The sequence below is a fragment of the Ligilactobacillus sp. LYQ60 genome, from assembly GCF_045033015.1.
Lineage (GTDB): Bacteria > Bacillota > Bacilli > Lactobacillales > Lactobacillaceae > Ligilactobacillus.
Window position 1 is genome coordinate 147,059 of the sequence record NZ_JBJFZV010000003.1, and the last position, 18,162, is coordinate 165,220.

Annotated in this window: 18 protein-coding genes, 11 tRNA genes, 1 riboswitch and 1 other annotated feature; of the genes, 1 reads left to right on the forward strand and 28 read right to left on the reverse strand. The window is 47.8% G+C overall.

Features of this window, described 5'->3' with window-relative positions:
- Position 1: 1 nt before the first annotated feature.
- The 13 genes from ACI3EZ_RS04430 to pepV form a co-directional block, all read right to left on the reverse strand.
- Positions 2–460 (reverse strand): arginine repressor, encoded by a 459-nt coding sequence (locus ACI3EZ_RS04430; protein ID WP_405025660.1) that lies wholly within the window; start codon positions 458–460, stop codon positions 2–4.
- An 8-nt stretch (positions 461–468) separates the two neighbouring features.
- Positions 469–1,281, reverse strand: a complete 813-nt coding sequence (locus ACI3EZ_RS04435) for a TlyA family RNA methyltransferase (protein WP_405025661.1) — start codon at positions 1,279–1,281, stop codon at positions 469–471.
- Entirely contained in the window at positions 1,278–2,180 is a 903-nt protein-coding gene (locus ACI3EZ_RS04440) for a polyprenyl synthetase family protein (protein WP_405025662.1), read from the reverse strand. Before ACI3EZ_RS04440 ends, ACI3EZ_RS04435 begins: the two co-directional genes overlap by 4 nt.
- Positions 2,167–2,406, reverse strand: a complete 240-nt coding sequence (locus ACI3EZ_RS04445) for an exodeoxyribonuclease VII small subunit (protein ID WP_405024242.1) — start codon at positions 2,404–2,406, stop codon at positions 2,167–2,169. Before ACI3EZ_RS04445 ends, ACI3EZ_RS04440 begins: the two co-directional genes overlap by 14 nt.
- Positions 2,381–3,751 carry an exodeoxyribonuclease VII large subunit gene (xseA, locus tag ACI3EZ_RS04450; RefSeq protein WP_405025663.1) on the reverse strand — a complete coding sequence of 457 codons (1,371 nt, stop codon included), beginning with the start codon at positions 3,749–3,751 and terminating at the stop codon, positions 2,381–2,383. The genes ACI3EZ_RS04445 and xseA overlap by 26 nt, the downstream gene beginning before the upstream one ends.
- Positions 3,741–4,601, reverse strand: a complete 861-nt coding sequence (folD, locus tag ACI3EZ_RS04455) for a bifunctional methylenetetrahydrofolate dehydrogenase/methenyltetrahydrofolate cyclohydrolase FolD (RefSeq protein WP_405025664.1) — start codon at positions 4,599–4,601, stop codon at positions 3,741–3,743. Before folD ends, xseA begins: the two co-directional genes overlap by 11 nt.
- Positions 4,602–4,816: 215 nt before the next feature.
- Entirely contained in the window at positions 4,817–5,212 is a 396-nt protein-coding gene (gene nusB, locus ACI3EZ_RS04460) for a transcription antitermination factor NusB (RefSeq protein WP_405025665.1), read from the reverse strand.
- On the reverse strand, positions 5,199–5,642 hold the full coding sequence (locus ACI3EZ_RS04465; RefSeq protein ID WP_405024246.1) for an Asp23/Gls24 family envelope stress response protein: 444 nt from the start codon (positions 5,640–5,642) through the stop codon (positions 5,199–5,201). Before ACI3EZ_RS04465 ends, nusB begins: the two co-directional genes overlap by 14 nt.
- Positions 5,643–5,661: 19 nt before the next feature.
- Positions 5,662–6,219 carry an elongation factor P gene (gene efp / locus ACI3EZ_RS04470; RefSeq protein WP_405024247.1) on the reverse strand — a complete coding sequence of 186 codons (558 nt, stop codon included), beginning with the start codon at positions 6,217–6,219 and terminating at the stop codon, positions 5,662–5,664.
- Between the two features lie 166 nt (positions 6,220–6,385).
- Positions 6,386–6,667 (reverse strand): 50S ribosomal protein L27, encoded by a 282-nt coding sequence (rpmA, locus tag ACI3EZ_RS04475; protein WP_283581975.1) that lies wholly within the window; start codon positions 6,665–6,667, stop codon positions 6,386–6,388.
- A gap of 17 nt (positions 6,668–6,684) precedes the next feature.
- Complete coding sequence (locus tag ACI3EZ_RS04480; protein ID WP_405024248.1) at positions 6,685–7,005, reverse strand: ribosomal-processing cysteine protease Prp; 321 nt, start codon at positions 7,003–7,005, stop codon at positions 6,685–6,687.
- 11 nt (positions 7,006–7,016) lie between these two features.
- Positions 7,017–7,325: a 50S ribosomal protein L21 gene (gene rplU / locus ACI3EZ_RS04485; protein ID WP_405025666.1), complete on the reverse strand. Its 309-nt coding sequence runs from the start codon at positions 7,323–7,325 to the stop codon at positions 7,017–7,019.
- Positions 7,326–7,339: 14 nt separating this feature from the next.
- Positions 7,340–7,416, reverse strand: a sequence feature (ribosomal protein L21 leader region).
- Positions 7,417–7,470: 54 nt separating this feature from the next.
- On the reverse strand, positions 7,471–8,868 hold the full coding sequence (gene pepV / locus ACI3EZ_RS04490; RefSeq protein WP_405025667.1) for a dipeptidase PepV: 1,398 nt from the start codon (positions 8,866–8,868) through the stop codon (positions 7,471–7,473).
- Positions 8,869–8,957: 89 nt separating this feature from the next.
- Here pepV and ACI3EZ_RS04495 point away from each other — a divergent pair, with 89 nt between their 5' ends.
- Positions 8,958–9,785, forward strand: coding sequence for an NAD(P)H-hydrate dehydratase (locus tag ACI3EZ_RS04495; RefSeq protein ID WP_405024251.1), 828 nt, complete (start codon positions 8,958–8,960; stop codon positions 9,783–9,785).
- A 79-nt stretch (positions 9,786–9,864) separates the two neighbouring features.
- On the opposite strand, the gene ACI3EZ_RS04500 is transcribed toward ACI3EZ_RS04495, so the two are convergent.
- From ACI3EZ_RS04500 to ACI3EZ_RS04570, 15 genes are all read right to left on the reverse strand, one after another.
- Positions 9,865–11,451 (reverse strand): oligosaccharide flippase family protein, encoded by a 1,587-nt coding sequence (locus ACI3EZ_RS04500; RefSeq protein WP_405025678.1) that lies wholly within the window; start codon positions 11,449–11,451, stop codon positions 9,865–9,867.
- Positions 11,452–11,642: 191 nt separating this feature from the next.
- Positions 11,643–12,989, reverse strand: a complete 1,347-nt coding sequence (locus ACI3EZ_RS04505; RefSeq protein ID WP_405025668.1) for an amino acid permease — start codon at positions 12,987–12,989, stop codon at positions 11,643–11,645.
- Between the two features lie 173 nt (positions 12,990–13,162).
- On the reverse strand, positions 13,163–15,577 hold the full coding sequence (gene leuS, locus ACI3EZ_RS04510) for a leucine--tRNA ligase (RefSeq protein WP_405025669.1): 2,415 nt from the start codon (positions 15,575–15,577) through the stop codon (positions 13,163–13,165).
- A 240-nt stretch (positions 15,578–15,817) separates the two neighbouring features.
- Complete coding sequence (gene metK, locus ACI3EZ_RS04515) at positions 15,818–17,020, reverse strand: methionine adenosyltransferase (RefSeq protein ID WP_405024255.1); 1,203 nt, start codon at positions 17,018–17,020, stop codon at positions 15,818–15,820.
- Positions 17,018–17,101, reverse strand: a riboswitch (SMK box riboswitch). Its footprint overlaps the gene before it by 3 nt.
- A 119-nt stretch (positions 17,102–17,220) precedes the next feature.
- Positions 17,221–17,292 (reverse strand) — tRNA-Asp (locus tag ACI3EZ_RS04520).
- Positions 17,293–17,296: 4 nt separating this feature from the next.
- A tRNA-Met gene (locus ACI3EZ_RS04525) sits at positions 17,297–17,370 on the reverse strand.
- Between the two features lie 16 nt (positions 17,371–17,386).
- Positions 17,387–17,478 (reverse strand) — tRNA-Ser (locus ACI3EZ_RS04530).
- An 8-nt stretch (positions 17,479–17,486) separates the two neighbouring features.
- Positions 17,487–17,558: transfer RNA gene (locus ACI3EZ_RS04535), tRNA-Glu, on the reverse strand.
- 4 nt (positions 17,559–17,562) lie between these two features.
- Positions 17,563–17,650, reverse strand: a tRNA-Ser gene (locus ACI3EZ_RS04540).
- 4 nt (positions 17,651–17,654) lie between these two features.
- Positions 17,655–17,728 (reverse strand) — tRNA-Ile (locus ACI3EZ_RS04545).
- A 14-nt stretch (positions 17,729–17,742) separates the two neighbouring features.
- Positions 17,743–17,813 (reverse strand) — tRNA-Gly (locus ACI3EZ_RS04550).
- A gap of 10 nt (positions 17,814–17,823) precedes the next feature.
- Positions 17,824–17,896: transfer RNA gene (locus ACI3EZ_RS04555), tRNA-Phe, on the reverse strand.
- Between the two features lie 8 nt (positions 17,897–17,904).
- A tRNA-Asp gene (locus ACI3EZ_RS04560) sits at positions 17,905–17,976 on the reverse strand.
- Between the two features lie 4 nt (positions 17,977–17,980).
- A tRNA-Met gene (locus ACI3EZ_RS04565) sits at positions 17,981–18,054 on the reverse strand.
- 16 nt (positions 18,055–18,070) lie between these two features.
- A tRNA-Ser gene (locus tag ACI3EZ_RS04570) sits at positions 18,071–18,162 on the reverse strand.

The window sequence follows — 18,162 nt, forward strand, 5'->3', positions numbered from 1 at the left end:
CCTACACCTCCTTACTCCAAGCCATAACCTGATCCGCAAACTGCTTAGCGGCCGCCGGATTATTCATAAATACCACCACCATAGCATCGTTTGCTAATGCTGCAAAAACCGTTGGAAACTGCGCTTGCTCAATTAAATGCGCTAACGCCGGACCATTTCCGGGGAGAACCTGGAGGGCACACATTGAGTCGTGCACCCGAATTCCCACCAAAGCCCCCCGAACCGTTCGTTCAAGGCGAGGTAAGACGGGGGAACCTTCTGCTGTTGGAAGCCGGTAATATCCAACTCCCGCCGCGTTCGTCGCCTTTTCAACCCGGAGTGCAGTTAAATCCCGGGACACCGTCGCCTGCGTAACGTGAATTCCCTGGTGTGCAAGGGCCGTAACAATTTCTGCTTGGTTGTGGTACTGCCCATCCTGCAATAACCGTTTTACGGCTTGTTGCCGTGCCTGACGTTGCATTCAATCACCTACTTTAACGTTGCGTGTGCCTGTTTCACAACAGCCACCGGATCAATTGCAGGATCAATGGTTGCGGTGGTTGCCGTTGCTTGTAAATCAACCAAAAACTCGATATTCCCGTGCCCCCCAGTAATCGGGGAAAAGTCCAGGTGGCACACGTTAAATTCCGCTTCCGTTGCCATAACCATTACATGCTGGAGCACATCACAATGGACAGCTGGCTCACGAACAATTCCGTGTTTTCCAACCCGATCACGCCCTGCTTCAAACTGGGGCTTAATTAACGCTACCACGTGTCCCCCATCCTTAATAATTGCGTGCAGCGGGGGAAGAATTAACCCCAACGAAATAAATGAAACGTCAATTGAAGCAAATTCCGGTTGCCCGTGGGTAAAATCAGCAGGTTTACTGTACCGAAAATTGGTATTTTCCATAACAACAACCCGGGGATCCTGCCGCAGTTGCCACACCAGTTGGTTGGTTCCCACATCAAGGGCATAACTAAGTTGCGCCCCTTTTTGGAGCATCACATCCGTAAACCCTCCCGTGGACGAACCAATGTCAAGCACCGTTCGGTTACGGACACTAAGGTGAAAAACCTTCAACGCCTTAGCGAGCTTGAGCCCCCCCCGACTAACGTATGGCATTTTAGTTCCCTTAAAATGAAGTTTCGTTGTCGGGTCAATTTTCACTCCTGGTTTATCAAGGCGTTCTTCATTCGCTCCTAAAATTTCACCGGCCATCACCGCACGCTTGGCTTGCTCGCGCGTTGCAAACAGTCCCTGTTTAACTAATAAAACATCAACCCGTTCCTTCGTCATTGCACCTCATCCTCAAAATACCGCAGCATTTCGCCAAGTAACGTTCCGTCAAGACCAACCCGTTCCATTTGCCGGACACAACGCCGAGCCGCCATTACCGCTATGGTTAATTGTTCCCGCGCACCGGCCATACCAAGTAATCCCGGGTAAGTATTTTTATGAGCAATAGCATCCTTATTTACTGCCTTTCCCAATTGCTCCTGTGTCCCGGTGACATCAAGAATATCATCATAAATCTGAAAAGCTAGCCCAAAGTGTGCCCCGTATTCACTTATCAAATCAATTACCGCCCGGGATTGGTCACTTAAAACCGCTCCCGCATAGCACGCATATTTAATTAGGGCTCCGGTTTTCCCCCGGTGCAACCGCTGTAATTGTGGGAGTGTTAATTTTTTACCGGTATTAGTCACATCAAGCGTTTGTCCTGCTACCATTCCTTCAGGTCCAGCTGCCCGGGCCAACGCACTGACAAGCTTCGTTGTAGTAACAGTTGGTAATTCCGCCCGAGTAACTAAGTCAAAAGCCGCTGTTAGTAACCCATCACCTGCCAAAATTGCAACCGCTTCACCAAATTTTTTATGGCTTGTCGGTTGTCCCCGCCGTAAATCATCATTATCCATTGCGGGCAAATCATCGTGAATTAGCGAATACGTATGCAATAATTCAAGGCTAGCCGCAACCTGTAAGGCGGCTCTATCCGCCCGCTGACCGCAACTTACCGCGGTTGCAAGTACTAACAAGGGGCGGATACGCTTTCCTCCAGCCATCACGGAATACTTCATTGCATCTCGGAGCTGAGCAGGAGCTGCTAATCCGTCTAAGTACGTGGTTAAGGTTTCGTCAATGAGCGGTAACATTTGCTGCTCAAAATTCATTAGAACGCTACTACTTTGCATCATGGTACGTATCCCGCTGGTAATCTGTTTCATTTCCGTCCGGGCCAATAATTTGTGTCATCATTTGTTCCGCGTCGGCTAACTTATGCTGTAATTTTTTGCTCAGGGTGACCCCCTGTTTAAACTTTGCAAGGGAATCGTCCAGCGTTAGGTCGCCCTGCTCCAACTGCTTAACAATTTGTTCGAGCTGACTTAGCTGCTCCTCAAACGTTGGTTGTTTTACTGCCACCATTATCATTCCTTTCAATTTGTTCAATCCGCGCCGTCGCTTGTCCCGTGCTCATATGCAAGCACACCTGGTCATCCGGTTCAAACGTTGTTACGTCCCGAACAACCTGGCCAGCAGCATCGGTTACGTATGCGTATCCCCGTGTCATAATTTTCAGTGGGCTCAACGCATCAAGCTGTCCAACCAACTGCCCCGCTTGGTGCTGCTTGGTTTGAATCAACCGGGATTCATCCGTTTGCAGCCGGTGAGCCAACGCCAGTGCCCGCTGCTTCCATGCCGCCACCTTAGTCTGAGGGGACTGGCGTTGAAGACGCGTTGTTATTGTCATCACACGTCTTTGTAATTCCTTCAACCGTGTTGTTTGGCAGTTTTCTAATCTAAGCATTAGTTGATCAAGCGTCTGTCCCCGCTGTTCGAAAAGCCGGTGCGGGTGCTGTAAAGCAGGTGCGGTTATCAGTTGTTGAACCCGCTTAGTTTGGTAATGAAGCGTCTTACTTTCCGCCCGTACCATCCGATTTCGCATTTCAATAATATTAGCAATTTCATCAGTTAACACGGGGGTAGCAATTTCTGCCGCCGCGGTAGGAGTTGCTACCCGACAGTCTGCTACTAAATCAGCAATGGTTGTATCCGTTTCGTGCCCAACCGATGAGATTACGGGAATCTTACTAGCGACGATTGCCCGCGCAACTTCCTCTTCGTTAAACGGCCAGAGGTCTTCAATGGATCCTCCGCCCCGCCCGATAATAATCGTATCAAAGTTTCCCCGGGCATTGACCTCCTTTAGACGACCAACAAGGGAGGCCGCCGCCTGCTTCCCCTGAACAGCCGCCGGAAAAAGGACCAACTGCACAATTGGATAGCGGCGGTTAACGGTAGTCATAATATCCTTAATTACCGCCCCGGATTGGCTAGTAATGACCGCAATCCGCCGAGGAAACCGCGGAATCGGCCGCTTAGGACGATCAAATAATCCTTCCGCCTTCAGCTTTGCCTTTAACTGTTCATAAGCCTGATAAAGAGCACCGATGCCCTGGGGCTCCATGTGGTCAATGATCAACTGGTACCGTCCACTTTTTTCATACACATCAACCCGCCCCGTCGCAAGTACCTTCATCCCCTCTTCGGGTTTAAACTTAACCTTTTGGTACGCCCCCGCGTACATTACCACCTCAAGGACCGCATCCTTATCCTTTAAGCTGAAGTACTGGTGCCGCGGCCGTTCCCGAAAATTAGAAATCTCTCCCGTCACATACACTCGCTCAAGGTACGGATCCGCCGTAAATTTTCGGTGGATATAACGGGTCAGTTGCCCGACTGTTAGGTATTCATGCTCACTTGTCATTATGGGTATTCCTTTCAGCAAACTCGACCACCTGTTTCATTAACATTGCAATGGTCATTGGGCCAACTCCCCCCGGAACGGGCGTAATGTAACCTGCTTTCTGGGCAACATCATCCTGGGCAACATCGCCGACAAGTTTTCCAGCAGCATTTCTATTCATCCCCACGTCAATTACAATAGCGCCATCCTTAACGTAATCCGCGGTAATCATTTCAGATTTTCCAACTGCGGCAATTAAAATGTCTGCCTGCCGGGTAATTGCCGCCAAATCCTTCGTATGACTATGGGCAATTGTCACCGTTGCATCATGATTCAACATCAGTGCTGCCATGGGACGGCCAACTATATTACTCCGCCCAACAATCACCACGTGCTGTCCGGCAACTTCAATCTTCTCAGCAGCAAGGAGCGCCATGATCCCCCGGGGCGTACATGGTAAGGAATTTGGTTCATTCATGAACAAGTGACCCATGTTAATGGGGTGAAACCCGTCAACATCTTTCCGGGGATCGATTTCCCGCTCGACCGTATCTTCGTTAATGTGGGGAGGAAGCGGCAACTGAACAAGAATTCCATCAATGGATTCATCCGCATTGTACTTTGCGATTAATTGCAGCAAATCATACTCGCTCGTTTCAGCCGGAAGACGCACATCAAGGGTTTCAATTCCGATTGTCTCCGCTGCCCGCTTCTTATTTCGAATATAGACCTCACTTCCGGTATCGTTCCCTACCAGAATAACTACGAGCTTCGGCACCACGCCACGTTGCTGTAAGCGCAACACTTTTTCCTTTAAATCAGCCCGAATTTCCCGGGCCACACTGCGACCATCAAGTATTTTTGCTGTCATCTTTTCACGTCCCTTACTCCACTATTTCCCTGTTATTTTAGCATACTCCCACGTTAAAAGCGGGCGGGGTTAAAACGATAAAACGAATGAAACACGGAGCATAAATTAGGTAGCCAGCATATTCCCGCTTTTCCCTTTTTCCGCAGTCGACACAACAAAAAAGCTGAGATCCGTACCCCAGCTTTTCTCACTATTCGCAAACCATTAATCCCAAACTAGTCCTTCAAAATTGCAGCGAGTACCCCGTTAATAAACCGCCGGGATTGGTCGTCGCTAAACTCCTTGGCTAACTGAAGAGCCTCGTTTACAGCCACCTTATTTGGAACATCCGAACAATACTTAATTTCATACGTTGCTAGCCGAAGAAGATTCAAGTCAACCTTGTTTAATCGTTCAAGTGACCACCCCTTCGCCAAGTGCGGGATGATTGCCTGGTCAATTTCCGTTTGGTGCGCTAACACACCCGCAACAAGTCCGCTAAGAAACGCTGGGACGGTTGTTGTCCCTAAAATTCCCTCATACACATCAACTGGTTTTCCTTCAGGATTACTCGTCAGGGCAAACAGTGTCTGAAACGCCACCGCGCGCATTTTATGCCTACTTAACTCCATCAGTACCTTCCTCTTCGTCCGCAAATAAATTATCCGGATCAACCGTTGCCGGCTGCTTTTCGGGCATAATGCCCTCAACATGAACATCGACTTCCTGAATTTCTAATCCAGTCATAAACAAAAGTTGCTGCTTTACCCGTTTTTGAATTTCAAGCGCAGTTTGGGGAATTGAAACGCCGTAAGCCAGGGTAACATACACTGCAACTTGCAGGTGCCCCCCATCATCCTGACTCAATTTAACGCCCTTCCCCAGTGACGACCGCCCTAACAACTCAGAAAAACTCGTGGCCAACGACCCGCTCATGGAAAATACACCATCGACCTGACTAGCGGCAATTCCAATCATAATTTCAACAACTTCTGGCGCAATCCGGATTTGTCCGTTTTCATCACCCGAACCAGCTAAAATAATATTGCTCTCATCAGCCATTACTGTTTCCCCCTATCCGCTAAGCCCGTGAAATATACGTCCCGTCCTGGGTATTAATTGTCAACACATCGCCTTCGTTAATGAAGAACGGCACCTGAACAACCAGTCCGGTTTCCATCGTTGCAGGCTTGGAACCACCAGAAGCGGTATTCCCTTTAATCGTTGGTTCGGTCTCCTTAACTTCCAAATCAACCGTGTTTGGTAGGTCAACCCCCAACGTTTCACTCCCATACATCATGATGTTCACTAACATGTTTTCCTTCATGAACTTCAACTCATCTTGAATCTTGTCACCCGGCAATTCAAGCTGTTCATACGTTGTCGTATCCATGAAGACATAGTTATTCCCATCAGCGTACAGGTACTGCATTTGCTTGTTATCAATCTGGGCCTGTTCAACCTTCTCACCAGCACGGAACGTTTTTTCCTGAACAGCACCAGTCCGCAGGTTCTTCAGTTTTGAGCGTACAAATGCTGATCCCTTTCCCGGCTTAACGTGCAGGAACTCAATTACCCGCCACAGTTCGCCGTCAACTTCAATGGTTAATCCAGTCTTAAAATCGTTAACTGAAATCATAATAATTCACTCCATTTAGGGGATACCCCATCCCCACCATTTTAATCACACCTAATCATAGCAGGACTAACCCATAAAATGCAAATGGTTATCCTACCGCTGTTAAATTCCAGTATAAAAAAAGAGGTTCATTATATAAATGAACCTCCCAAACAGCTAACCGGAATTATTCAGCAACCGGATAAACGGAAACCTGCTTCTTATCGCGGCCCTTCCGTTCAAACTTAACAACGCCTTCAACCTTAGCGTAAAGGGTGTTGTCACCGCCCATACCGACGTTCTTACCCGGGTAAATATGTGTTCCCCGCTGCCGGTACAGGATTGATCCTCCTGAAACAAACTGGCCATCAGCCCGCTTAGCACCAAGCCGCTTAGCGTTTGAATCACGGCCGTTAGCTGATGAACCGCCCCCCTTTTTGTGGGAGAAGAACTGTAAATCCATTAACATCTGCGCGCACCTCCTCGTTAATCCTGCGTTATTCTTATACGATCATAATAATTTTGCGCAACGTCCCGGATGCCCCGCTCAAAAACAGCCATAATTGTCACTGCTTTTTCCGGTAACGGTTCATTAACGGTAACCTTCATCAAACCACCGTTAATTGTATCAGCCGTTACCTGCGGATGAACTCCTGCAATTTGCTCAAGGCAATTCACCGTATTAATCGCTAATACCGATGCTGCCGCACAAACAATATCTTGACCGTACGGTCCTGCGTCGGCATGCCCCGTCATTTGGAATGCTACTAACTGATTATCATCATACGTTAGCTTTACGGTAATCATCGTTAACGCTATTATGCTTTAATACTGTCAATGACGACCTTGGTGTATGGTTGCCGATGACCTTGCTTGGTGTGCTGGTGCTTCTTTGGCTTATACTTAAACGTAACAACCTTCTTTGCCCGGCCCTGCTTTTCAACAGTTCCCGTAACACTTGCACCATCAACAAGCGGTGAACCAATCTGCGGCTTGTCACTCCCAACGAAGATCACCTCGTCAAAAGTTACCTTGTCACCAGCCTTGGCATCCAGCTTTTCAACGTAAATCGTTTGTCCTTCTTCGACCTTTAGCTGCTTACCACCAGTTTTAATAATTGCGTACATTCTGTGCACCTCCTTAATTGACTTAGACTCGCCGTAATGTGGTGGGCATTTGCCACTTAAAAAAACCTAAAACGTGCGGTTGCAGTTGTGACATGCACAAATACAACGGGTACATGTTATCAAATAATCATTCATCCGTCAATTTTTACTTAATTAATTCGTAAATTGATTCGGCATAAATTGCCGCCGCCTTCATGATATCCTCAACCGGCATGTATTCATCCACCTGGTGCATCATGTTCGGGCAGTCCGGAAAAAGTGCCCCAAAGGCTACTCCCCGCTTCATCAATCGGCCGTACGTTCCCCCACCAACTACCTCGGCAGGAGCATCCGTTCCCGTTTGGCGGTGGTATACGCCAAGAAGCGTTGTAACCAACGGGTCGTCTAATGCAACGTAATGCGGCGCCATCGCTTCCCCAACACTAATTACAGCATCCCACTGGGATGTCACACGATCAATTGCTGTCCGAATTGTCGCTGGCTCAATTCCTTGCGGATACCGGAAGTTAAGGGTAATTGATCCGGTTTGGCCAGCAGTAAAGTTTAACAGTCCGGCGTTCATGGTGAGATCTCCCATCACCGGGTCGGTAAAGGCAGCACCAAACTTTTCTAACCGCGAAGCCTCGTGCAGGTAATTTGCGATAAACGTAATAAAATGAGCGGCATCGCCCCCAAAATCATAGTTTTTCAAGAATGTAGCCAGATACGTCCCGGCATTAATTCCTTCCCGTGGCTCCATCCCGTGGGCAGCTTTCCCGGTAACTGCAAGCGTTAGTCTATCCAATGTCCGCGTTGCTTTACCACTTACAGGGGCTGTTTTTATAAACCGGTTAAACGCCTGTTCAATTTCGTCTAAGCACGCACCACTCACCGTCGCCTTCGCATTGCCAGGAACCATATTTTCGCGTAATCCAGCGGTAAATTGGTGTAGCATTACGGTCCCACCATTTGTTCCCCCAAACTTAAGTTTCAGGCTAACATTGCCTTTCTCCCCGTTAATTAAGGGAAACTCGGCATCAGGCGAGAAACCAAAATCTGGTGCAGGCATGTGGGCAAAATAATACTTCATTCCCCGCCAACTACTTTCTTCATCCGTTCCTAGAATGAACCGTACCCGTTTGGTTACCGGCAACCCTGATTCTTTAACCACCTTTAACCCGTAGTACGCTGCCATGCTTGGGCCCTTATCGTCCATCGCTCCCCGGGCATAAATCTTACCATCCTTAATAATCGGATCAAACGGCGCGTGACTCCACCCGTCACCAGCAGGCATCACGTCGACGTGCCCCAAGATTCCCAAAGTTTCATTTCCAGTACCAAACTCGATATGTCCCGCCATCCCATCAACGTTCTTCGTTTTAAATCCGTCCCGGGCACCCAACGCCAAAAAATGGTCAAGGGCCTGCTGGGGACCAGGACCAAGCGGTGCATCCGGGGTTGCTTGCCTCTCATCCCGAACGCTTTTAATCCGTAACATTGCCTTGAGGTCTGCTAATAACTCGTCGCGGTGTGCTGTAACCGCCTGCTGCCAATCATAACCCATTGCGAAATTGCCCCCTTTGTGAATAGTGCCTTTATTTTACCATAGTGTTCCCTGTTCCTGTGGTATGCTGAACCCATGGAGGGATTGCAATGCATCAAATCACAGCGAACGTTTTATCACGAATAATTACCCCACGGCCCCGGCAAAGTCATAAGGGAACCTATGGCCGGGTTCTTTTAATCGGCGGAAATACAACCATGGGTGGCGCCATTTTAATGGCATCCCGCGCAGCAGTAAACACGGGCGCAGGCCTTGTTGTGTGTGCCACTGCGCCAGCCAACCAAACTGCCCTCCATGTTGCCGTCCCCGAAGCACTGTTTACATCCCTTTCAGACCAGCACGCAATCCTCGCGCAAGCTAAAAAGGCCACCGTCGTTGCGGTGGGACCCGGATTAGCACTGACGTTAACAAACCAAGCCCTCCTCAAAAAACTTTTCAAAACGGTAACCGTCCCGCTTATTATTGATGCGGGCGCGCTAACCATATTGGCTGCACACCCCGCTTTTCTTGCAACAACAAATGCTCCTGTTATAATGACCCCTCACCAGATGGAATGGCAGCGCCTGAGCCGAATCCCAATTAGTGAACAAACACCAGCACAAAATTGGCGGATGCGCTCACGTTTGGGAGGAACCCTTGTTCTAAAGGGCGCACCCACCATGATTTACCATACTGACAACACCGTGGGCCAGCTCACCGTAGGCACCCCCGCAATGGCAACCGGGGGGATGGGCGATACCCTCACAGGAATCCTTGCGGCATTTTGTGCACAATTTACCTCTCCCCTTAAAGACCGGGTTGAAGCAGCAGTTTACCTCCATAGTGCCCTTGCCACAGAATTAGCCACAACCCACTACGTCGTCACTCCTACGCTTCTAAGTAGCCAAATCAGTTCGTTCATGCGGCGGTTTATATAAATCTGTAAAAAAAGCAGGCGACTGCGACTTATGTCACAATCGCCTGGTTTTAACTACCATTCAAGTTTTATTTTACAAATTACCGAATATGGAACACGCGCCGCAATCCAGCAATCCGGCTCCCTAAAACATCATCCGCAACGCGTGACCGCAGGCACAAATAGCCGTACAATGCCGCCCCGATAATTCCGGCAATAATAATCGTAATTACAGCTTGGAAACGACTAAAGATATTGAAAACGTGTCCGCTCAGCCACACAAAGGTTAGCACAACAGCGAACATGATTAACCCAAAACTGACCAGCCTGTTAAACGTTTGCTGAAGGTGGTTTGTCTGAAGGTTATAACGGTAATACATGTAACGGAAAATCAAAACATCAGTTACCATCATTCCAATCCCCGTTGCCAATAACGGCCCGTATACATGTAATAATGCTGTTAACGGAAATTGAATTATAATTTTAGTTCCGAGCCCCACAAGCGTGTATTTAATCGCCCGTTTATTTTCATAAATCCCCTGGAGAACTGCACTTAACAAATAAAATAATCCAATAAAGACTGCCATATAAGCGGCAATACACAGTACGAAAAAGCCTTGGAGATCATATCCATAAAAAAGAGTATATAGTGGGCGACTGACTGCAGCCATCCCTAAAGCAGCGGGAACCATTACAATCAAGAATAACTCAATTGCATCGGTAATTTGCTGCCGGACGCCCTCATAATCTTTCTTCGTAAACATCTCAGAAAGCACCGGAATTGACGTATCCCCCATTGCAACCGCTAATGAAATCACAATCATCATCAGTTTATTAGCGTTTCCTGCAAACAGTGCATACAAATTATTAACTGCATGCACTGACAAATTAGTTGTCATTCGCATAATTGGCTGGAAAGAAATTAAATCAAATAAATTATATCCGTTAAAAGCAGCCCCAATTATAATAAACGGAACAGACTGAATCAGCACATCCTTAATAATTCGCCGATCCGAAACAACCAGCTCATTATTACTTTGAGCAACTAACATGTCATGCTGGCGCCGATTCCGCATTAAAAACCATCCCAGAACCAATAACCCCGCACTAGCGCCAATGAACGCGGCAAAAGTTGATTGCACGATTGCCGTTTGATAACGTCCCTGCCACACCCGCATAATGAAAAAGGTGACAAGAAGCATGTATAAAACCCGCACTAGCTGTTCCGCTAACTGTGAAATCGCTGACGGCGCCATATCTTGGTATCCCTGAAAATAACCCCGAGTAAGGCTAAGGGCAGGAATAACAATTAAGGCAATTGCTAACGACCGATAAACCGGAATTACCGCCTTTGCCCCCTGCGTAATGTACGGTGCCGCAAACCACATAATGGCCGCACTAATAATTCCTAAAACTGTTAATAATGCTAAACATTTTCGAAAAAGGCGCCGCCCAATGCCATATTCGTTTTGTGAATTATAATGAGAAACCTGTTTTGATACTGCGCTTGGCACTCCAGCCGTCGAAATCATTAAAAACGTGCTATACAATGTGTATCCCTTAGTGTATAAGGCATTAGCCTGAAGACGATTGGGACCCAACCATGCATACCACGGAATTACGTAAATTGCCCCCAAAATCCGGGAGAAGATGCTTCCGATTGTTAACCATGACGATCCTCGCAGCATTTTTTCCTTAGCAGAAACATCCTGTTGCTTGGCCGTTGCAATCGTCCCAGCCGTTGTTTCATCATTTATGTGTGTATGTGTTTCGTTATCCACGCCGTGCGTTCCTTTCCGTTTAGTTTTACTCATTTTCCAGCGCTTAAAACGCCGCATAAACACCTTACCACAAACCACAACTAGGGGGAAACTTCATCCTATTGTAAACGGCTGCGGAACCACTTAAGTAAACTATATCCGCCTAAAAGGACAGCCACCCAAATAACAGCAAAAACTAACGCTAACAACGTCGACGGTTGCATTACCAACAATCCCAAAACACCAACGAAAAAGAGCACTGTTAGAATTGTTGTCCACGGGTATCCTGGCATCTTAAACGTTGTTGTCAAGTGCCGTTGCTTAAACTTCGCATGGCACCACAGAAGCGCTAACCACACGAAAACAAAACTTACGGTCGCAACGCTGGAAATGATGGAAAAAATTTTTGCCGGAAGAACATAATTCAAGAAAACAATGATTAACAAAACTGCTGACGAGAATATAAGTGCGCTTACCGGAACACTTCGGTTATTCGTCTGGTGCATCCGCTGAGGGGCAAAATGACTCTGAGCAAGAACAAAGAGGGTTCGACTAGTACTGAAAAGTGTACTATTACATGCTGACAATGCTGCCGTTAACACCACAAAGTTAATAATTCCGGCTGCAGCCTTCACTCCCAATGCACTGAATACCTGCACAAACGGGCTGGCAGTGGTTGTAACCTTATTCCACGGATAAATACACATCAATACAAACATTGAACCCACGTAAAAGAGAGCGATCCGCAGCAACAGAGTATTAATTGCCTTGGGGATATCACGATGAGGATGAGCTGTCTCACCAGAAGTTAACCCCACCATTTCAATTCCAGTAAAAGCAAAAATCACCATTGGTAATGCACTAAGAATCCCCCGAATTCCCCGGGGAGCGAACCCCCCGTAGTTCACCAGATTACGCATTGTTACCACCTGTCCGCCTATATGAGCGTGTAAAACAAGGAGCACCACTCCAGTCACAATTAAGGCAAGAATGGCAAAAACCTTAATGCTTGAAAACCACGATTCAAGTTCACCGAAAAGGCCAACACTTAAGAGGTTAAACGTCAATAAAACCGCAACGATTACCAGCGCCGTCACCCACTGCGGAATCCACGGGAACCAATATTTAATATAGATTCCACTTGCCGTTAAATCTGCCATTGCCAAACTTTCCCAGCATAACCAATAGGTCCAGCCAACAACAAATTCCCACCGTTCTCCCAGATACTCGCGAATAAACTCGATAAACGATGATTTACCAGTATCAGACAACACCAGCTCGCCAATCGCCCGCATCATAAAAAAACAGAATAAACCGGCTAACGCATATAATCCCAACAAAGCGGGACCAGCGGCATGGATTGCCGTCCCAGAGCCCAAAAATAATCCAGTTCCGATTGCCCCACCAATCGCAATCATCTGAACATGTCGGGAAGATAACTGGCGAGCCAACTTATTTTCACTCATTTTCCTTCACTCCACTTCGTTTTCGTTCACTAATCATTTCTTCAAAAATAAAATTGTGCCTTTAATTATACCGCAACCTCCCATTAAAGCGAACTAAACCTGGCAAATAGTCACAAAAACGTTCGGTTATAAGTGGAATTTCCACCATTAACCGAACGCTTTATCACCATATTCTAATTAGCCACTACGTTAATCAGCTTGCCTGGAATAACGATTATTTTCCGAATTGTTTTTCCTTCAAGGTGATGGCGCACCTTTTCATCCGCTAACGCTTGTTTTTTAAGCGCATCCTTCGTGATGTCCTTCGGCACCGTTAACTTCGCCCGTAACTTCCCGTTAACCTGAACGATAATTTCAGCAGTGTTTTCTTCCAGCTTACTCTCATCGTAGGTCGGCCACTGGGCATACGCAATACTTCCAACGTGTCCCAGTTTCGTCCACAGTTCTTCTGCAATATGAGGGGTTAACGGAGCAATTAACTTCACGAATCCCTCAACGTATTCAAGTGGTAGCGCATCAGCTTTATAGCACTGGTTAACGAAAACCATCATCTGTGAAATCGCCGTATTAAAGTGTAACTGCCCAAAGTCGTCCGTTACCTTCTTTACGGTTTGATTATAAATTCGGTCAAGCGAACCATCGTTTTCGGTTGTCACTCGATCACGTAACCGGTCCTGCTCATCAATTAACAGGTTCCAAATCCGCTTGACAAACCTATGAGCACCGCTCAAGCCATCTTCACTCCATGCGATGGAGGCATCCAGTGGACCCATGAACATCTCGTACAAACGCAGGGTATCCGCCCCGTACTGCTCAACAATATCGTCCGGGTTAACTACGTTTCCCTTTGACTTCGACATCTTCTCGTGGTTATCGCCAAGAATCATTCCCTGGTTAACCAGGCGCTGGAACGGCTCCTTTGTCGGAACAACCCCGAGATCATACAAAAATTTATGCCAGAAGCGCGCGTACAGAAGGTGCAAGACGGCATGCTCCGCTCCCCCAACATATAGATCCACTGGTAACCACTGCTTTAACTTATTATAATCAGCAAGAGCCGCCTGGTTATGCGGATCAACGTAACGCAAGAAGTACCACGAACTTCCAGCCCACTGTGGCATGGTATTCGTTTCACGCCTTCCGTGCCGACCGTTTTCATCAACAACGTTAACCCAATCGTCTAGGTTAGCCAACGGACTTTCTCCCGTCCCAGACGGCTTAATGTTATCCGTCTTAGGAAGCCGTAGCGGCAACTCATCCTCCGGCACAAGGGTCGTTTCCCCATCATCCCAGTGGATTACCGGAATCGGTTCTCCCCAGTACCGTTGCCGGGAGAACAGCCAATCGCGGAGACGGTAATTAACCTTCTTGTCACCAACACCGTGCTCCTTCAACCAGTCGATCATCCGGGTAATGGCCTCTTGCTTCCTTAACCCATCAAGAAACCCTGAGTTAATGTGCTTACCATCGCCGGTATATGCTTCCTTTTCCAGGTTGCCCCCTTCAATTACGGGTTTAACCGGTAAATCGAATTGCCGGGCAAACTCATAATCCCGGTCATCGTGCGCCGGAACGGCCATCACAGCTCCTGTCCCGTATGATGAAAGAACATAGTCCGCAACCCAGATCGGAATCCGCTCTCCGTTAACCGGATTAATTGCATAACTTCCGGTAAAGACTCCCGTTTTCTCCTTTGCAAGGTCGGTCCGTTCCAGATCGGACTTATGCGCCACTTCTTCCAGGTACTTATCCACGGCAACCTGATGTTCTGGGGTGGTAAGGTGCTTTGTTAGCGCGTGTTCCGGTGCCATCACGATGTACGATACCCCATAAATAGTATCTGGCCGTGTCGTGAAAACCTCAATTTCGGCATCTTCATCCCCAGCAACTGGGAAGTTAACCCGTGCCCCCACAGAACGACCAATCCAGTTCCGTTGTTGCTCCTTAATTGCTTCCGGCCAGTCAAGGTCATCCAGGTCGTCAATTAACCGGTCCGCATAAGCAGTAATCCGCAGCATCCACTGCCGCATTGGCTTCCGAATAACCGGGAAGCCACCCCGCTTCGTTTTTCCATCAATAACCTCTTCGTTAGCCACAACGGTCCCTAAATCAGGACTCCAGTTTACCGGAACCTCTGCTTCATAGGCTAATCCTTTTTCGTACATTTTCTCAAAAATCCACTGGGTCCACTTATAATAGTCCGGATCCGTCGTATTAACTTCCCGGTCCCAATCATACGACAACCCCAGTGACTTAATCTGCCGCCGAAAATTATTAATATTCTTTTTGGTAAATTGGCGGGGGGAATGTCCCGTTTTTAACGCATATTGTTCAGCCGGTAATCCAAACGCATCAAATCCCATCGGATGAAGAACGTTATACCCTTGCATTCGCTTCATTCGCGCTAAAATATCCGTTGCCGTGTACCCCTCAGGGTGCCCAACGTGCAATCCCTGACCAGACGGATACGGAAACATGTCTAAAGCATAATAGTTTTTCTTATCCGGATCTTCCGTTGTTTTAAACGTCTTATGCTCATCCCAGTAACGTTGCCACTTTTGTTCAATCTGCTTGTGATCGTACGCCACGATTTATTCGCCCCTTACTTCTCTTAATTAAAAACGTCCTGCCGGGAAACTCCCGACAGGACGCTTACACGCGGTACCACCCATCTTCTAGTCCGCAGAGCGGTACTAGCACTTTTTCTTTTAGTTCACTTAATCATGCACAGCAAGTTCGGGGGCATCCCTATGACCTCACAGCACCGATCACTCTCTGAAAAGAATTTACACCCTACTACTCTGTACCACCCAATCATAACAAAGCCCCTACTTGGATTCAAGCGCCTTAACTGCCTGCTTTAACTGCTCAATTCGGTCGGTATGCTCCCACGGAAGATCGATATCCGTTCGGCCAAACGCACCATATGCGGCGGTTGGTTTATAAATTGGTCGCCGTAGATCAAGCATCTGAATAATTCCTGCTGGACGTAAATCAAAGACTTGCCGCACCACTTGTTCAAGGAGCGCTTCTTCAATTTTGCCTGTGCCAAACGTATTTATGTTTACCGAAACAGGCTGAGCAACTCCAATTGCATACGCTAGCTGAACCTCAACTTCGCGGGCTAATCCAGCCGCAACAATGTTTTTTGCAATATACCGGGCTGCGTAACTTGCTGACCGATCAACCTTGGTAGCGTCCTTTCCGGAAAAGGCACCGCCACCATGGTGGGCCGCCCCGCCATACGTATCAACAATTACTTTTCGTCCGGTCAATCCAGCATCACCGTGGGGACCACCAATTACAAAACGTCCCGTTGGGTTAACCAAAAACCGGGTTTTTTCATCAAGCAAATCGGCAGGAATCACCTGCTTAATAACACGTTCGACCATGTCACGACGAATCTGATCGAGGGAAGCCGTCTCCAGGTGCTGGGTTGAAAGAACAACCGTATCTACCCGAAATGGACGATCATCCTCACCGTATTCAACCGTTACCTGTGTCTTAGCATCCGGCCCTAAGTACGTTAACTCTCCTGATTTACGTATCTGAGCAAGCTTAATCATTAACTTATGACTCAATTCAAGAGCTAACGGCATTAACTCGGGTGTTTCATCGGTTGCGTACCCAAACATTAACCCTTGATCTCCAGCGCCAATCTGATCAAGCGGGTCTGTATTCCCGTCCCGTTGTTCCAATGATGCATCAACGCCCTGCGCAATGTCCGGGGACTGTTCATCAATCGCCGTCATTACCGCACATGAGTCACCATCGAACCCAAAACGGTTGTCTTTGTATCCAATTTCCTTAATGGTATTCCGCACAACCTGCTGGATATCAACGTATGCCGTTGTTGAGATTTCCCCGACGACAACAACCAATCCTGTTGTTACGGTCGTTTCACAGGCAACCCGTGCATTAGGGTCCTGTGTCAATAATGCATCAAGAATTGCATCGCTAATTTGATCCGCAACTTTATCTGGGTGCCCTTCTGACACTGACTCTGATGTAAATAAATGTTTCTCGGTCATTTAAAATTCCCCCAAAGATAATTTGGTTACAAGGCATCTTCACGATTGTGAATCCTATCGGGAAATGGACTTATAACAGTCCTAGTCTAACACAAACAGCAGGGCAATGTAGGACATCATACATTACTTGATACTTAGTATGGTTAATTAAAAGCAATAAAAAACCGCCGCAATAGCGACGGAAAAATAATTAAGTCACACGGTCGTACCGAGAATCGAACTCGAATCTCCGCCGTGACAGGGCGGCGTCATAACCATTGGACCATACGACCATAATTGCGGGAGCTGGATTTGAACCAACGACCTTCGGGTTATGAGCCCGACGAGCTACCAGACTGCTCCATCCCGCGATAATTTTACCTCTAAAGGAGGGTGAGAGATTCGAACTCTCGCGCCGAGTTGCCCCGACCTGACGGTTTTCAAGACCGTTCCCTTCAGCCAGACTTGGGTAACCCTCCGTAAAAAGTGACCCGTACGGGATTTGAACCCATGTTACCGCCGTGAAAGGGCGGTGTCTTAACCACTTGACCAACGGGTCATAACGGAGAAGGAGAGATTCGAACTCTCGCGCCGTGTTACCGACCTACACCCTTAGCAGGGGCGCCTCTTCAGCCACTTGAGTACTTCTCCAATATGGGCCTAAGTGGACTCGAACCACCGACCTCACGCTTATCAGGCGTGCGCTCTAACCAGCTGAGCTATAGGCCCAAATATTTAAATAAAGCGGGTAACGAGAATCGAACTCGCGACAACAGCTTGGAAGGCTGTGGTTTTACCACTAAACTATACCCGCATGGGTCAAATGGCGCGGGACAGAATCGAACTGCCGACACACGGAGCTTCAATCCGTTGCTCTACCGACTGAGCTACCGAGCCATTTATAACGGTCGTACCGAGAATCGAACTCGAATCTCCGCCGTGACAGGGCGGCGTCATAACCATTGGACCATACGACCATAATTGCGGGAGCTGGATTTGAACCAACGACCTTCGGGTTATGAGCCCGACGAGCTACCAGACTGCTCCATCCCGCGATAATTTTACCTCTAAAGGAGGGTGAGAGATTCGAACTCTCGCGCCGAGTTGCCCCGACCTGACGGTTTTCAAGACCGTTCCCTTCAGCCAGACTTGGGTAACCCTCC

Coding starts and splice junctions, on each gene's coding strand:
- ACI3EZ_RS04430 (WP_405025660.1), bottom strand. CDS start 460: ATGCAACGTCAGGCACGGCAACAAGCCGTAAAACGGTTATTGCAGGAT.
- rpmA (WP_283581975.1), bottom strand. CDS start 6,667: ATGTTAATGGATTTACAGTTCTTCTCCCACAAAAAGGGGGGCGGTTCA.
- xseA (WP_405025663.1), bottom strand. CDS start 3,751: ATGACAAGTGAGCATGAATACCTAACAGTCGGGCAACTGACCCGTTAT.
- metK (WP_405024255.1), bottom strand. CDS start 17,020: ATGACCGAGAAACATTTATTTACATCAGAGTCAGTGTCAGAAGGGCAC.
- rplU (WP_405025666.1), bottom strand. CDS start 7,325: ATGTACGCAATTATTAAAACTGGTGGTAAGCAGCTAAAGGTCGAAGAA.
- ACI3EZ_RS04495 (WP_405024251.1), top strand. CDS start 8,958: ATGCATCAAATCACAGCGAACGTTTTATCACGAATAATTACCCCACGG.
- nusB (WP_405025665.1), bottom strand. CDS start 5,212: ATGGAGTTAAGTAGGCATAAAATGCGCGCGGTGGCGTTTCAGACACTG.
- ACI3EZ_RS04500 (WP_405025678.1), bottom strand. CDS start 11,451: ATGCTGCGAGGATCGTCATGGTTAACAATCGGAAGCATCTTCTCCCGG.
- folD (WP_405025664.1), bottom strand. CDS start 4,601: ATGACAGCAAAAATACTTGATGGTCGCAGTGTGGCCCGGGAAATTCGG.
- ACI3EZ_RS04480 (WP_405024248.1), bottom strand. CDS start 7,005: ATGATTACCGTAAAGCTAACGTATGATGATAATCAGTTAGTAGCATTC.
- pepV (WP_405025667.1), bottom strand. CDS start 8,868: ATGGGTTATGATTGGCAGCAGGCGGTTACAGCACACCGCGACGAGTTA.
- efp (WP_405024247.1), bottom strand. CDS start 6,219: ATGATTTCAGTTAACGATTTTAAGACTGGATTAACCATTGAAGTTGAC.
- ACI3EZ_RS04435 (WP_405025661.1), bottom strand. CDS start 1,281: ATGACGAAGGAACGGGTTGATGTTTTATTAGTTAAACAGGGACTGTTT.
- ACI3EZ_RS04505 (WP_405025668.1), bottom strand. CDS start 12,989: ATGAGTGAAAATAAGTTGGCTCGCCAGTTATCTTCCCGACATGTTCAG.
- ACI3EZ_RS04465 (WP_405024246.1), bottom strand. CDS start 5,642: ATGGCTGATGAGAGCAATATTATTTTAGCTGGTTCGGGTGATGAAAAC.
- ACI3EZ_RS04440 (WP_405025662.1), bottom strand. CDS start 2,180: ATGATGCAAAGTAGTAGCGTTCTAATGAATTTTGAGCAGCAAATGTTA.